Origin of the sequence: Alcaligenes faecalis (assembly GCF_005311025.1) — a bacterium.
Lineage (GTDB): Bacteria > Pseudomonadota > Gammaproteobacteria > Burkholderiales > Burkholderiaceae_B > Alcaligenes > Alcaligenes phenolicus.
The window spans coordinates 2289519-2303676 of record NZ_CP031747.1 but is presented as its reverse complement, the minus strand read 5'-3'; the positions used below and the strand labels follow the sequence as shown (position 1 = coordinate 2303676).

Below are 14158 nucleotides of genomic sequence, written 5' to 3'. Positions count from 1 at the left end.
ACTAGGAGTTGCTATCTTGTCTTCTGACCACTCTCCCTCCCCCGTCGGCCCGGTTGCCGCCACCCTGGCTGCCGTCATCCATCAAGACCGGATTTTGCTGATACGCCGCGCCAATAGGCCCGATGCAGGACGTTGGGCCTTTCCCGGCGGCAAGATTCGCGCGGGCGAAACCATCATGGCGGCGGCCCACCGGGAACTGGCCGAAGAAACCGGCGTACAAGGCCAGGCCATGCAGATCTTTGATGCGCTGGATGTATTTGACCGCGAACCCAGCGCCACACCTTTGGCCTATTCGCATTTCATTCTGATTGCCGTGCTGTTCCGCTGGCAGCAAGGCGAGCCACAAGCGGGCGATGATGCGCTGGACGCGCGCTGGTTCAGCAATGCGGAGCTGGACAGTCTGGATGTGGCACACAGCTTTGATGTAGTCCGAGTTGCCCGTCGGGCACTGGCATTGGCTGCCACTCAAGATCAAGCAGGCCAAGCATGATTCCCAATGTCTTGAGTATTGCGGGCACGGACCCGACCAGCGGTGCCGGTATTCAGGCTGATCTGAAAGCCATGTATGCCTTGGGCGCTTACGGCATGAGCGTGATTACCGCCGTGGTCGCGCAAAACACCCAGGGTGTGCGGCGTTTTGTGGCGCTAGAGCCGGACTTTGTGGCGGACCAGTTGGATGCGGTGTTTGAGGATGTGCGCGTGGATGCCATCAAGATCGGCATGATCGCCACTGCAGGGATTGCGGAAGCAATTGCAGACCGCCTGCACCATCACGGTCTGGACTGCCCGATTGTGCTGGACCCGGTCATGGTCGCCAAAAGCGGGGATCGTTTGCTCAGCCCCGAAGCCGTGTCCATCGTGCGCGACAAGCTGCTGCCCATGTGTACCCTGCTTACCCCCAACTTGCCCGAAGCGGGCGATCTGCTGCACAAACCGGAACCCGCCTCGCTGCAAGAGATGCACAGCACCTTAAGCGAACTGTGCTTGCTGGGCCCTGAGTGGGTGCTGCTCAAGGGCGGTCATCTGGATGGCCCGGACAGTGTGGATTTGCTGCAAGGCCAGGGGCAAAGCCATGTTTTTCAGTCGCCTCGCATCCCGACACGCAACACGCATGGCACGGGCTGTTCGCTGTCCTCCGCCATTGCTGCCCTGCTACCGGGCCGCAGCGTGCCGGCTGCGGTAGGCTTGGCCAAGGAATACTTGAATGGAGCTTTGGCCGCGGCTGACCAATTGCAGATCGGCCTGGGGCAAGGTCCGGTCCATCACTTCCATGCTTTGTGGCCAAAGCTGGAACCCCTCAAAACATCTTGAACTCAAAAGCCAGGCCGATTTCAACCTGTGGACCGCAGCACATCAAATCGGCCCGGCTCTCTGGCCCAGGCTCCCCTTTTAATGCGCCCGCTCCCCACTGGGGTAGGCCGGCCAATCCGCTGTAACCCGTAAAGCAATCAAAAGCGCAGCAAACAACATCACGCTCCCACCCGTGAGGAACACCATAGGAACACCGCCCAGGCCGAACATGAAGCCACCCACTGCCGCCCCCGCAGCAATCGAGGACTGCACCGCCGCCACCACCATGCCGCCTGCCACTTCCACCTGATCGGGCATGGCGCTGGCCACCCAATTGGACCAGGCCACTGGCACCCCTCCGAAAGCCAGTCCCCATAACGCCACCAGCCACATCAAGCCCATATTGTGCACCGGCAGCCAGACCATGCCCCAGGCCGCCAAACCCACCAAGGCGGGCATCACGACCAAAGTCACCCGCAAGCTGCGTTCCATCAGCCAGCCCGCCAACAAGGTGCCTACGAAATTCGCCAGTCCGAAGCCCAGAAGCATCAAGGCCAAGCCATCCATATCAATAGAGGCAAAACCTTCCAGCGCCGGACGAATAAAGGTGAACAGGACAAACTGCCCCCCATGGGCCAGCACACAGGCAAACATACCGATCGCAATACCGGGCCTGCGCAGCAAATCCAGTACCATTGCAGTGCGTGCATGCTGACGCGGTGCCATGCTGGGCAAGGTCAGCCACTGAAACACCAAGGTCAAAACACCAACCGCCGCTGCCGCAAAGAACGCGCTGCGCCAGCCGAACAGGCCCCCCAGATAACTGCCTAAAGGGACCGAAACCACCGTCCCCACGGCAATCCCGCTAAAAATAATCGACAAGGCACGCGGCACTAATGTGTTCGGCACCAAACGCATGGCAACGGCTGCCGCCATGCTCCAAAAGCCGCCCAGGGCAATCCCCAGCAAGACCCGCATCAAGAGCAACACTGTCAGGCTGGAGGACAGCGCCACCAGCAAGTTCGATGCAATCATCAGCAGCGTAAAACCAAGCAACACATTACGCCGGTCAAAACGACGGGTCAGCGCTGGAACCAGCAGGCCCGAAAACAAAGCGACCACCGCCGTTACTGTGACGGCCTGCCCTGCCAAGCCTTCCGATACACCCAAATCTACGGCCATCGGTGTCAGCAAGCTGGCGGGCAAATACTCCGCCGTCAACAAACCAAACACACCCATGGCCAATGAAAATACAGCCACCCAGGCAGGTTCCATGACCGGGGCCCGCAAACTGGCATTACATACATCACGACTCATCGCTACTTCCCTGGAGAAACAAAAACAGCTCCCAGTCTAGAGATCAGAAACCGGATGATCTATGATGATCAGTCTTGAAAATTTGATCGAAACGCCGAACATGACCGAGCAAGAACAATTCGCCCTGTCCTCCGACCTGATCAGTGAACTGCTGACCGGTATGCGCTTGCGTGGGGTGCAATACCGCCGGATTCAAACTGGGCCTCATTTTGGGCTGGGTTTTGAAGAACGACCCGGTCATGCCTACTTTCACTTTCTGGCTGTAGGTTCGGCATTTCTACGTACCCGTGATGGCACGATTCACAAGCTTTCAGCAGGCAGCACCGTGTTTCTACCGCAAGGTGAAAGCCATCAAATTCTCTCCAAAGAAGAAGTCTCGGTTCAACACATAGACAGCTTTGAGGCCGCTCCACTGGGACAAGCCGTCAGCGGTGTCAGCACATGCCCTAGTTCCTACCCCACCCCTAGCGCAATTTTGTTCTACGGTTGCATGGAGTTTGATCTGGGCGGCATGCACGGACTGGGCAAACTCATGCCCAGCGCCATGATTGCCAATACTGGGGCCCAAAACTATCCTGGCCTGCTGCCCATTCTGGATTCCATGAAAGGGGAAATCTGCGCGGGCCGGATTGGCTATGCCGACATCATGGCTCGCTTGGCCGAAGTGGCGGCCGCCATGATTGTTCGCGGCTGGATTGAATCCGGCTGCGGCAATGCTTCCGGCCTGGTGGCTGCCTTGCGCGATCCTCGCTTGGCACGTTCCATTCTGGCCCTGCACCGCCAACCTGGCTACGAATGGACAGTGGCAGAGTTGGCAGCACAATCTCACCTGTCTCGTTCCGTCTTTGCCCAACGCTTTCAGGCCACCTTGGGCATGTCTCCACTGCGTTACGCCACAGAATTACGCATGGGTCTGGCCAGCCAATGGCTGAGTCAGGAAAAACTGCCTATTGAAACGATTGCCCAGCGTTTGGGCTATACCTCACAGGCGGCGTTCAGCCGGGCCTACAAGCGTCTGAAAGGACAGGCTCCCGGTGCCAGTCGGCAGTCCAGAACCTGACCCGCCCCCTCCTTCCCGGACAGACGCTTTAGCCACCAGACAAGCATCCCAGACAATTTCCGGCGCATTTCTGGATTTCCAGCCCGACAGCCCTGAGATTTTTATTAGAATAATGTGCTGACTAATTACTCCTATAATTCAGAGCACATGACGGTGTTAACAGGATGAATCAATATTTATATTTCCTGACATCAAACATTACCGTTTTGTCATGTTCACCTCATAGTCGGCATTAGCCTTTTTGATCAATCCATTCCTGGAATGGATGAGTCTGCCACTTCATAAATCTCCGAGAAGCCAAATGTGGAATTGCTTACTGATTGAAGACGACCGGGAAAATGCCCGGTATTTAGTGAATGGCTTATCCGAGCTGGGCTATTCGGTGGTAACCAGTCATGATGGCGTTTCCGGTTTGGAAAATGCCATGAAAGACGTATGGGATGTGATTATTCTTGATCGCATGCTTCCCAATAATGTCGATGGCCTGTCTATTCTTTTTACTTTGCGATCTTTAGGTAAAAAAGTCCCCGTACTGGTATTAAGTGCCTTATCCGGTGTGGACGATAAAGTTGATGGTTTGAAAGCCGGTGGCGATGATTATTTAATCAAGCCCTTTTCCTTTCAGGAATTGGCCGCCCGCCTGCACGCCCTGATACGCCGCAGCAGTGACAATGCAGAAATCAAGAATCTGCAGGTGGATGATCTGGTCATGAATATCCGCAACCAGAAAATCTCCCGTGGCGACGAGGTGCTGGAACTACAACCTCGCGAAATCAAGCTGCTGTCCTACCTGCTGATGAACAGCCACAAGATCGTTACCCGCACCATGCTGCTGGAAGTGGTCTGGGGCTATAACTTCGACCCGCAATCCAATGTGATTGATGTGCTGGTCAGTCGTTTGCGGCGCAAGGTGGACAAGGAAGGCGCCACTCCCCTGATCCATACCGTGCGTGGCCGTGGCTATGTACTTAGCGACAAGGACAGCATCGACGGTTTCAAGCTAAAGCGCTGCGATGATTGATTTCATCAAACGCCTGTGGGAGTCCACCTCCTTCCGGCTGACCTTGAACTACAGCATCCTGGCCATCTTCACCACGCTGTTTTTAATCGGCTTCTTCTACGTTCAGGTGTTTGGAGCCTTGCGCGACGAGCACCTGCGGCAAATCAACGTCGCCGTACAGCGGCTTAGCATTGCCTACGAAGTCGGCGGGCGCGAAGAGATCCTGCGCATGATCGAGCTGACCCTATCGGACCGGATTGATTCGGGCCAGGAAATCTATCTGCTGCTGGACGAATTCAATCACACCCTGGTGGGCAATATCAGCGAGATCCCCGGCCTGAACAACCTGCCAGAACGACAAGTGGTGGAAGTGCAGATCAAGCATATCGACGCGCTATCCGAAGGCAATGTCCGCGTCACCAAACTGTCCGGCGGCGAAACCCTGGTGGTCGGCCACGAGCTGGGCACCTTGATCGAGCTGCGTGCCATGCTTAGCCGCATCATCGTCACCTCCATGATCCTGGCCTTGATGCTGGTAATTCTGGGCGCCTATGTCTTTAGCAATGAGCTGAAATACCGTGTGGGCCGCATCCGCCTGCTGACGGAACAGGTGGGTGCGGGGGATATTTCCAAGCGCATCACCTCCGAGAGCGAGGACGTCTTTGGTCTGATCCACCACGACATCAACCGCATGCTGGACAAAATCGAGAGCCTGATGCAAGGCGCGCGGCATATCTCCGATACCGTGGCCCACAATATCCGCACCCCGCTTACCCGCATCGTTGGCAAGCTGCGCGAGACCCAGAATCTGCCCGGCGTCCCCCCGCATGTCCGGGAAGCACAGCAAGACGCGATTGAAGAAGTAGAGAACCTGAGCGTGCTGCTGGGCAAGCTGCTACAAATTGCCGAGCTGAATGCCGGTGTGCAAAGACAGAACTTCAAGGCCTGCGATCTGGAAGTGATTGCCGAAGACGTTCTGGACTTGTACAGCTTTTTCGCTGAAGAAAAGGGCGTCACGCTGCAGAAAAAGAAAATCGACAGAGTCATTATTAATGGCGACAGCAATTTATTAGCCAGTGCTTTAGCCAATCTGGTGGATAACGCTGTTAAATACGCCCATTCCCATGCCAGCGTAGAAATTAAAAAGCGCTTTGACAATAAAGTCTCCATCATTGTGGAAGATGATGGCCCGGGATTACCAGAAAGCGAATATGAAAACGTAGGCAAGTATTTTTATAGATTCAATAATGATAGTGAAGGATTTGGATTGGGATTAACCAGCGTTGCCGCCATTATTGAATTGCACCGAGGTGAGCTGATTTTCTCCAAAGGAGTATCCGGCTTGAAAGTCACCATTGTGCTGCCTGTTTAAGCCTTACCAAGCCATTCAAACATGACCAAAAGGTAATGAAACTGTCACCCTAAGCCCTCTCCTGCTCCGCTAAGCTAGCCTCATTTTTAATCGCTCTTTTTCAGGGTTTATAAAAATCATGCTTGCTTTAGGGGAATGAGGAGATTCATGAGCAGACAAAAATATTATTCAGCCGGCCTGATGGTGGGAGTAGGCGTATTTACCGTCCTGATGGGACAGAAATACTCCTTGGGCACCATGGCCCGCATGGGACCGGGCTACTTCCCGTTTCTGCTGGGCATCGTGATGATTGTGCTGGGCGCTCTGTACCTGTTTGTAGAGACCGCCGCGCACGACGATGAGCAGGAGGAGGACTACGGCCCGCCGCAATGGCGTGGCTGGATGGCGATTGTGGGTGGCATCATCGCCTTCATTATTCTGGGTCGCTACGGCGGACTGGTTCCCGCCACCTTTGCCCTGGTGTTCATCTCTGCCATGGGCGACAAGGAACATTCCTGGCTCACCGCCCTGCTGCTGTCCATTTTCGTGACGCTGCTGGGTGTGGTTATTTTCTCCTGGGGGCTGGAGCTGCAATTCCCCCTGTTCACTTGGGGCTAAGCCATGGAAATTCTATCTAACCTGATGCACGGCTTTAGCGTTGCCTTTCAACTGGACAACCTGATGTGGGCCGTGTTTGGCGTGTTCATGGGGAACCTGATCGGGGTGCTGCCCGGCATGGGTGTGCTGGCAGCCATCTCCATCCTGCTGCCCCTGACCTACGCCATGACCCCGACCGCCGCCCTGATTATGTTGGCCGGTATTTACTATGGCTCCCAGTACGGTGGCGGTATTACTTCCATCATGCTAAATCTGCCCGGTACCGCCTCGCACGCGGTGGCGTGTCTGGACGGCAACCCCATGGCCCGCAACGGCAAGGCCGGATCGGCCCTGTTCATGTTGATGTTGTCCTCCTTTTTTGGAGCCACCATCGGCATTCTGGCCATGATTCTGTTCTCGCCCGCGCTGGTCGATATTGCCTTCAAATTCGGCCCGGCTGAATACTTTTCCATGATGATGCTGGGCCTGCTGGCCGGCGCCACACTGGCCAAAGGTTCTGCCATCAAAGGCGTGGCCATGGTCGTCATGGGTTTGATCTTTGGCGTGGTCGGTACGGATGTGAACAGTGGTGTATCGCGCTTTGACTTCAATATTCCGGAACTGCAGGACGGCTTGCAGATTGTGGCGCTGGCCATGGGCCTGTTCGGTATTGCGGACTTTCTCAAGAACATCAACCGGATCAATAGCGGCCACACCAAGGCCATTGGTAAAGTCTCCACCCGTTCCCTGCGTCCGGAAAAAGGCGATATCAAGCAATCCAAAGGCGCTCTGGTGCGCGGTACTGCGATTGGTGCGGCTTTCGGGATTCTGCCCGGCACTGGCCCGACCATTGCGTCTTTCATTGCCTACGCCACGGAAAAGAAAGTTGCCAAGAACCCCGAGCGCTTTGGACGTGGTGCGATTGAGGGCATTGCTTCGCCCGAAGCCGCCACCAGTGCCTCTACCCAGACCAGCTTCATTCCTACCCTGAGCCTGGGTATTCCCGGCGACCCGGTCATGGCCTTGATGCTGGGCGCGCTGATCATTCACGGCATCCAGCCTGGCCCGCAAATGGTGGTCGAGCATGCCGATATGTTCTGGGGCCTGATCGCCAGTTTCTGGGTGGGCAACATCCTGCTGCTGGTGCTGAACCTGCCCTTGATCGGCATGTGGGTGCGCCTGCTGTCCGTGCCCTTCAAGTACCTGTACCCCGCTGCCCTGTTCTTTGTGTGCGTGGGTGTATATAGCACCAACAACAACCTGTTCGATGTGAATATCGTGCTGCTGTTTGGGGTGCTGGGTTACTTCTTCATGCGCCTGCGCTTTGAGGCGGCCCCCTTGCTGCTGGGCTTTGTCTTGGGACCGATGGTAGAAGAAAACTTCCGCCGCGCCCTGCTGCTCTCGCGTGGTGATCCGATGATCTTCCTGGAGCGCCCGATCAGCATGGTCTTTATCATTGCGTGCATCTTGCTGATGCTGGGACTGAGCTACTCGTTCTGGCGCTCGAACAGCCAGAAGAAGCTGGGAGCCCTGGCCAAGGCTTGAAGCGCTGGCAACCACTAGTCATGGGGGATAGGCTAAACGCATTGCTTTTACCGCAGCTTCCATAAGAAAAAGCCGGGCTCATGTGCCCGGCTTTTTTGTGCCTGCCCCTATCCAGGACTGCAACACGCCTGTGCACTCTTCCTGGCGGAACCAAACACCAGATGACTTAAGGCAGCCAAAGCAAAGGCAGTTAGCGCACCATACACCATGACCCAGCCAAAACCGACAATCAGGGCTGCATGAACCGCCTCGACAGGATCGGCGGCATTCGCCAGCAAGGCGCTACTTTGCGACACGATATTGATGTCGCCAGAGGCTACTTTTTCAGCCAGATGACGCAGTTCGCCATCAACAGAAATACCCAGGCGAGCACGCAGATCACTCATGATGCCTTGCACCAGAACAAAGCCCATCACGGCAATATTGAAGGCCAGGGAGATCATGCGGGCACTGGTATCCGCCCCCGACGCCATACCGGCGCGTTCAGCCGACACCGAGGCGGTAATTACATTGGTGGTCGTAGTATTGGCCATGCCCAGACCAATCCCGGCCAGCACACAGCCTGGCAGAATCAGCCAGCCCGGTTGGTCGGAAACACTGCCTATCTTCATCACTACAAAGCCCAGGCCAATCAAGAACAGACCTAGCGTAATGACTCCACCCGGCTGCCAACGCTGTGCCAGACGCTCGGCAAACGGAGGCACAAACAAGGTCGGCAAGGTGTACGCCAACAAGGCCAGGCCAGTTTGCACACTGTCATACCCCAGCCCCACATGAAAGTAGATGGGCAAATAGATGATGAAGGGCCAGAAGCTGAAGTTCTGCCCCATCGAGCCCAACAAGGCACCGGAGAAACTGCGGATACGAAATACGGAGAACTCCAGCATGGGCCTAACACTGCGCTGCTCCACGATTACAAAGGCAATCAGGCTAAGGACGGACAGGGTAATAATGCTCAAGGCTGGCAGGCTGGCAAAGCCCAGCACCGGCCCCTGAGTGACAAACAGCACCAGGCAAAACACGGCCAAGGACAAGGTGGCAATACCGGCTACGTCCAAGGTGCTGGCGCCCGGATCACGCGACTCCTGTACGCCAGCGCGCGCCAGCAGCAAGGTAATAATGGCCAGTACGGCGTGAATCAAAAACACCCATTCCCAGCTGGCCAGAGTCAGAATCAGGCCACCCACAATAGGCCCAAAACCCAGCCCGGCACCAAAGACCACACCCCACCACGCAAAGGCCTTGCCACGCTGTTGTCCGTCCCGAAACTGGTTCGACAAAATCGCGATCTGGCAGATCAGCATCATGGCAGCGCTCAAGCCTTGCAGAAAACGTGCGCCAATCAGAACAGCAGCACTTTCCGTCAGTCCGCACACCAGGGAAGTGATCCCGAACGCCACAATCCCGATCGTAAAAATGCGCTTGCGGCCGTAGCGATCCGCCAAAGTGCCTACCCCCATCAGAATGGTCGTCATGGCAATGGTGTAGGCTGCCATCACCCATTGCAGTTGCCGGAAACTGGCCCCCATGACCTGTTCTATGGTGGATAAAATCGGCGGCACGCTGGAGATCTCCAGGCCCAGCATCAAGGCTGACAAGCACACGGCAGCCAAGGCGTAGCGGCCCTGACTCGAGATAGAGGGAGTCATCGTTATCTTTCCAAAAAGTCGTCAATACACGTCGCCGTCCCGGCGAGCCAAAGTGCGGACACCAAAACCCAAAAGCTCGGGACCGCTCAGTCAGGAGAGATAGTAGGGACGGGCCAGCCATTCATCAATGCTATGATCGGGCATATCAGAAACAACAAATATGGATAGATCATGAGCCGCCCTGTTCTGGATGTGGAATCCGTACAAGCTTTTGTGAGCATTGCCGAGTTCCAAAGCTTTACCAAAGCCGCAGAAGCCTTGGGCACCACACAAGGCGCGATCAGCGTGAAGCTGAAACGCCTGGAAGAGCGCCTGGGTTACAAGCTGATCGAACGCACTCCAAGGCTGGTACGGCTGTCTGCTCAAGGTACGGTTTTCATTAATCCCGCACGGGAATTCATTGCTGCACACGACCGCGCCAGAGCCGCCCTGCTCTGCGATTGCCGCCGCTTTCGTTTGGGAATTGCCCAGCACGTTGCCGGGCCGGAAGTCCCTACTTTGTTGTCCCGTTTGAATGAACGAGACCCTGCCCTGACGATTGAAGTTCGCCTGGAAAGCTCGCATCGCTTGCTGGAAGATTTTGACAAGGGAGAGCTGGATGCCGTCATCGTGCGCCAGGAGGATCATCGCCGTGACGGAGAGGACCTGGGGCCTGAACACTTTGCCTGGTTTGCGGCACCCTGCTTTCATCAGCAAGAAGGCAAACCTTTACGGCTGGCCGCCCTGGCTCCCTGCTGTGGCGTGCGGGATATTGCGACACACGCGTTAAGCACTGCCGGGATTGAGTGGAATGAAGTGTTTGTGGGCGGTGGCCATGCGGCCGTGATGGCGGCGGTCTCTGCCGGTTTGGCGGTCGCGGCATTTTCATGCCGCCTGGCGCCGCCAGATGCAATTGATGTGGGCCAACGTCTGGGACTGCCAGCCCTGCCCCCTTCCCGGATTGTGTTGCACTCAACACTGACCGATCAACGCTCGCGGGAAGCCTTGCGGACCTTGGCAGCCGCGTATCGGGAGCATCGCTCTACCCGACTGACGGGGGCTGCATCGTCCTGATCAACACAGGTTCAGGCGGCCAGAAGTAAACGTGAAGTTCGCCCAGCCCCGCCAGCATGAGCACCCTTTAAAGCACAGTGGGATTGGGCACATCCCCATACACGTCTTTGGGATCAAAGGTCTTGGCGGACTCCACAAAAACCAAATCCTGACCCTTGCTATGCTCGACACCAACCGGCACCTGTCTGTAGAAACAGGAGTAATAGCCTACGTGGCAACTGGCCCCGGAACCGGCTACCCGCACACGTAACCACACCGCATCCTGGTCGTCGTCGATACGCATTTCCTCTACCGTCTGCACCAGTCCACTGCTGGCACCTTTATGCCAGAGCATTTGACGCGAGCGGCTCCAGTAATGGGCTTCACCGGTCTGTATGGTTTTTTCCAGGGCTTCCCGGTTCATGTAACCCAGCATCAAGACCTCGCCATTGTTAGCGTCTGTCGTGATGCAGGCAATCAGGCCCTGTTCGTCAAATTTGGGGGCCAGTTCGTGGCCCTCCTCCACCTGCTCTACCGAGATTCGGCGGTTTATTTGTACTGCCGTATTTTCAGCAGATCTTGTTTCTTGTCCTTCAGTCTTCACGTTTTCTCCTTGTCATCATGGGTTCCGGGCGATATTCACAATCCGGCTTCAGGCAGCGTCCGTACACCACATGACTATGTTCCATAACCTGAAAGCCCCGCTCCTGAGCAATCATTTTTTGCTGCTGCTCGATCGTCTGATCATGAAACTCCTGCACACGCCCGCAGTCCGTGCAAATCAGGTGATCATGGTGTTCGCCATCGTCCAGCTCATACAGCGCCCGGCCGGATTCAAAATAAACCTGCTTTAGCAAGCCTGCCTGTTGCAGCTGGGTCAGCACCCGGTAGACAGTCGCCAGGCCAATCTCACTGCCTTGCCGGATCAGTTGGCGATACACATCGTCTGCCGTCAAATGACGAATGCCGGGGGCCTGGAATATCTCAAGAATCTGGATACGAGCCGTCGTCACCTTCAGGCCTCGCTCTTTAAGCTCTTTTGAATCCGTCACGACGTACTCCTTGCTGAACGGGCGGTTAAGGGACTTCCAGAAAACGCAGCGGCCTGCCTTGAGCCTGCCCTTCCAGGACTTCATCACGAACAACACAATGGCCGCGCACAATGGTGTGAATCGGCCAGCCCACAACTGGCATGCCGTCGTAGGGAGACCAGCCGCTGACGCTGGCAATCCAGTCATTGCGGACGCGGCGGCGTGCCTTCAAATCCACAATACTGAAATCCGCATCAAAACCCAGGGCTATGCGTCCCTTGCCTTCCAGTCCAAAAATCCGGGCAGGTCCGGCACTGGTCAAATCCACCAGTCGCTGCAAACTCAGGCGGCCTGCGTGTACATGGTTCAACATCACGGGCAGCAAGGTTTGCACGCCAGTCATGCCACTGGGTGAGGCGGGATAGGCTTGAGACTTTTCCTGCAAGGTATGAGGTGCATGATCGCTGCCAATGACATCCACCACGCCCGAACGAATCGCCTGCCACAGCGCGTCTTGATGAACCTGCCCGCGCACCGGGGGATTCATTTGCGCCAGGCTGCCCAGACGCTCATAACAGTCGGGAGCTTGCAGACTGAGATGGTGTGGGGTGACTTCCACCGTTACGCGATCTTTGTGCGCGGCCAGAAACTGCATTTCCTCTGCGGTAGACACATGCAACACGTGCAATCGGCGCTTCTCCTCTTCCGCCAGACGAACAATGCGTTGGCTTGCCTTCAAGGCACTTTCCACATCACGCCAAACCGGGTGTTGGCGCACGTCGCCACTATCCAGGGCGATATATCTGCGTTCACGCAGCCTGGCCTCATCCTCGGCGTGTACTGCCAGCCGTCTGCGACCATGACGCAAGATGCGACGCAGCACGTCGTCCTCATCCGCTAATAGGTCTCCAAAGGAGCTGCCCATAAAGACCTTGATGCCTGCACAACCTGGGAGCTGTTCCAGTTCCTGCAAGGAATCGGCATTCAAGGCAGAACCACCGATATAAAAGGCGTGATCACACCAGCTTCGGCCTTGAGCAGCATCCAGCTTGGCTCGCAAATCGGCAGCACCCAAGGTCAAGGGATAGGTGTTGGGCATTTCAAAAACCGCCGTCACGCCGCCCAGGACTGCGCCCCGTGTACCCGCTTCCAGATTCTCTTTGTGCTCCAGCCCCGGCTCTCGGAAATGCACCTGACTGTCGATCACCCCTGGCAAAACATGCAGGCCATTAAGGTCCAGCACACAGTCTGCACTCCAGCCGGGCAACAAATCACCAAGAGCCGTAATCCGGCCTTGCGCACAGGCGATGTCGAGACGCTCGGCCCCGTTAGGAGTCATTACCGTAGCGCCACAGAGCAGCAAATCGGCATGACGCAAAGTATGCTGCTTGGCGGTTTCTGCAGCCTCAGAGGTAGAGACCTTCGGGATTACTGGCGTCATGGTTTTACCTTTGAGGCTTCTACATCCAGAGCGTCTTGTGCCGTCAAACGAATCCGCTCCATCATGTGAAACAGACCATTGGCGCGATTCGGTGACAAGTGCTGCTCCAGTTCAATTGCCCGTAAAAAGTCAGGGGGATGGGACAGGATTTCTTGCGGCAAACGCCCCGAGTACACCTGCATCAATAAAGCCAATAAGCCGGTGACGATGGCGGAATCACTACGGGCCTGAAAAAACAACTTGTGATCACGCAATTCAGACACCATCCAGACCTGTGCCTGACAACCGTGCAGACGGTTCATCTCGGTACGCCATTCGTCCGGGAAGTCCGGCAAGGAGCGCCCCAGATCAATCAAATATTCGTAGCGGGCCATCCAGTTCCCCAGGAACTGGAAACTCTCCACAATGGCTTGCTGGGCTTGAACTATGGACTCTTCTGGTGCTGCATCCTTACCCACGGTCTTCTCCTGCTTGCTTGAGCGATTGCCTACCCCGATCATCAAGAGCTGGAACAGGGTCATGCCCGCCCGGATGCCAAGGGTGACAACGGACAAGGCGCCGTGCAGCCAGCCAAGTTCCTTTGAGGGGGCCATGCACCTGCAAAGCCTGAATCGCATACTGGGAGCAAGTTGGATAAAAGCGGCAACGTGGCCCCAGCAAAGGGCTAATAAAAAGCTGATAGCCGCGAACAAGCAGGACCAGAACAGAGACAAGAACGGTTTTCATGGCAGCTCCCAAGCACGGGAGCGACATACCCGCTCAAATGGACATAGCGTGAGCTTGCTTGGCTGCGCCAATAGCAAGAAAGTTTGACTCGTGGAGTGTTTCTGGCACGGAACAGCAAG

15 protein-coding genes are annotated in these 14158 nt (G+C 56.1%); 8 read left to right on the top strand and 7 right to left on the bottom strand.

All coding sequences use genetic code 11. From position 1 onward, the window contains the following. The first annotated feature begins 16 nt into the window (after positions 1–16). Both D0C27_RS10500 and thiD read left to right on the top strand, forming a co-directional pair. Entirely contained in the window at positions 17–490 is a 474-nt protein-coding gene (locus tag D0C27_RS10500) for an NUDIX hydrolase (RefSeq protein ID WP_137430938.1), read from the top strand. Continuing rightward, the gene (thiD, locus tag D0C27_RS10495; protein WP_035268007.1) at positions 487–1311 is read left to right on the top strand and encodes a bifunctional hydroxymethylpyrimidine kinase/phosphomethylpyrimidine kinase; all 825 of its coding nucleotides are present in this window, start codon (positions 487–489) and stop codon (positions 1309–1311) included. Before D0C27_RS10500 ends, thiD begins: the two co-directional genes overlap by 4 nt. 78 nt (positions 1312–1389) lie before the next feature. Here thiD and D0C27_RS10490 read toward each other — a convergent pair whose 3' ends face one another. Further along, a complete protein-coding gene (locus D0C27_RS10490; protein WP_137430937.1) occupies positions 1390–2607 on the bottom strand; it encodes an MFS transporter in 1218 nt (405 codons plus the stop codon). Positions 2608–2668: 61 nt separating this feature from the next. Between D0C27_RS10490 and D0C27_RS10485 the strand changes: the two genes are divergently transcribed. The 5 genes from D0C27_RS10485 to D0C27_RS10465 all read left to right on the top strand — a co-directional run bounded on the left by D0C27_RS10485 (position 2669) and on the right by D0C27_RS10465 (position 8160). Next, entirely contained in the window at positions 2669–3667 is a 999-nt protein-coding gene (locus D0C27_RS10485; protein ID WP_088452662.1) for an AraC family transcriptional regulator, read from the top strand. A 301-nt stretch (positions 3668–3968) separates the two neighbouring features. Then, complete coding sequence (locus D0C27_RS10480; protein ID WP_035268013.1) at positions 3969–4688, top strand: response regulator transcription factor; 720 nt, start codon at positions 3969–3971, stop codon at positions 4686–4688. Further along, on the top strand, positions 4681–6039 hold the full coding sequence (locus tag D0C27_RS10475; RefSeq protein ID WP_137430936.1) for a sensor histidine kinase: 1359 nt from the start codon (positions 4681–4683) through the stop codon (positions 6037–6039). The genes D0C27_RS10480 and D0C27_RS10475 overlap by 8 nt, the downstream gene beginning before the upstream one ends. A gap of 147 nt (positions 6040–6186) precedes the next feature. Continuing rightward, complete coding sequence (locus D0C27_RS10470) at positions 6187–6636, top strand: tripartite tricarboxylate transporter TctB family protein (RefSeq protein ID WP_026482781.1); 450 nt, start codon at positions 6187–6189, stop codon at positions 6634–6636. 3 nt (positions 6637–6639) lie between these two features. Next, positions 6640–8160, top strand: coding sequence for a tripartite tricarboxylate transporter permease (locus D0C27_RS10465; RefSeq protein WP_021446689.1), 1521 nt, complete (start codon positions 6640–6642; stop codon positions 8158–8160). A gap of 107 nt (positions 8161–8267) precedes the next feature. Here D0C27_RS10465 and D0C27_RS10460 read toward each other — a convergent pair whose 3' ends face one another. Continuing rightward, positions 8268–9809, bottom strand: coding sequence for an MFS transporter (locus D0C27_RS10460; protein WP_137430935.1), 1542 nt, complete (start codon positions 9807–9809; stop codon positions 8268–8270). A 171-nt stretch (positions 9810–9980) separates the two neighbouring features. Here D0C27_RS10460 and D0C27_RS10455 point away from each other — a divergent pair, with 171 nt between their 5' ends. Then, positions 9981–10862 (top strand): LysR substrate-binding domain-containing protein, encoded by an 882-nt coding sequence (locus D0C27_RS10455; RefSeq protein ID WP_035268022.1) that lies wholly within the window; start codon positions 9981–9983, stop codon positions 10860–10862. A gap of 67 nt (positions 10863–10929) precedes the next feature. Here D0C27_RS10455 and hisI read toward each other — a convergent pair whose 3' ends face one another. Genes hisI through yidD form a run of 5 tightly spaced genes read right to left on the bottom strand, consistent with a single transcriptional unit; the run spans position 10930 to position 14039 of the window. Further along, positions 10930–11445, bottom strand: coding sequence for a phosphoribosyl-AMP cyclohydrolase (gene hisI / locus D0C27_RS10450; protein ID WP_137430934.1), 516 nt, complete (start codon positions 11443–11445; stop codon positions 10930–10932). Continuing rightward, positions 11435–11893 (bottom strand): ferric iron uptake transcriptional regulator, encoded by a 459-nt coding sequence (gene fur, locus D0C27_RS10445; RefSeq protein ID WP_060185930.1) that lies wholly within the window; start codon positions 11891–11893, stop codon positions 11435–11437. The genes hisI and fur overlap by 11 nt, the downstream gene beginning before the upstream one ends. Positions 11894–11918: 25 nt before the next feature. Then, a complete protein-coding gene (locus D0C27_RS10440; RefSeq protein ID WP_137430933.1) occupies positions 11919–13313 on the bottom strand; it encodes a dihydroorotase in 1395 nt (464 codons plus the stop codon). Further along, entirely contained in the window at positions 13310–13867 is a 558-nt protein-coding gene (locus D0C27_RS10435) for a SufE family protein (protein ID WP_226348882.1), read from the bottom strand. The genes D0C27_RS10440 and D0C27_RS10435 overlap by 4 nt, the downstream gene beginning before the upstream one ends. Further along, the gene (gene yidD / locus D0C27_RS10430; protein ID WP_137430932.1) at positions 13764–14039 is read right to left on the bottom strand and encodes a membrane protein insertion efficiency factor YidD; all 276 of its coding nucleotides are present in this window, start codon (positions 14037–14039) and stop codon (positions 13764–13766) included. Before yidD ends, D0C27_RS10435 begins: the two co-directional genes overlap by 104 nt. Between the last annotated feature and the right edge of the window lie 119 nt (positions 14040–14158).

Excerpts from the sequence above, each read along its gene's own strand:
- D0C27_RS10455 (WP_035268022.1), top strand. The coding sequence starts at position 9,981 with ATGAGCCGCCCTGTTCTGGATGTGGAATCCGTACAAGCTTTTGTGAGC.
- yidD (WP_137430932.1), bottom strand. The coding sequence starts at position 14,039 with ATGAAAACCGTTCTTGTCTCTGTTCTGGTCCTGCTTGTTCGCGGCTAT.
- D0C27_RS10470 (WP_026482781.1), top strand. The coding sequence starts at position 6,187 with ATGAGCAGACAAAAATATTATTCAGCCGGCCTGATGGTGGGAGTAGGC.
- D0C27_RS10465 (WP_021446689.1), top strand. The coding sequence starts at position 6,640 with ATGGAAATTCTATCTAACCTGATGCACGGCTTTAGCGTTGCCTTTCAA.
- D0C27_RS10440 (WP_137430933.1), bottom strand. The coding sequence starts at position 13,313 with ATGACGCCAGTAATCCCGAAGGTCTCTACCTCTGAGGCTGCAGAAACC.
- D0C27_RS10460 (WP_137430935.1), bottom strand. The coding sequence starts at position 9,809 with ATGACTCCCTCTATCTCGAGTCAGGGCCGCTACGCCTTGGCTGCCGTG.
- D0C27_RS10485 (WP_088452662.1), top strand. The coding sequence starts at position 2,669 with ATGATGATCAGTCTTGAAAATTTGATCGAAACGCCGAACATGACCGAG.
- D0C27_RS10490 (WP_137430937.1), bottom strand. The coding sequence starts at position 2,607 with ATGAGTCGTGATGTATGTAATGCCAGTTTGCGGGCCCCGGTCATGGAA.
- thiD (WP_035268007.1), top strand. The coding sequence starts at position 487 with ATGATTCCCAATGTCTTGAGTATTGCGGGCACGGACCCGACCAGCGGT.
- D0C27_RS10475 (WP_137430936.1), top strand. The coding sequence starts at position 4,681 with ATGATTGATTTCATCAAACGCCTGTGGGAGTCCACCTCCTTCCGGCTG.
- D0C27_RS10480 (WP_035268013.1), top strand. The coding sequence starts at position 3,969 with ATGTGGAATTGCTTACTGATTGAAGACGACCGGGAAAATGCCCGGTAT.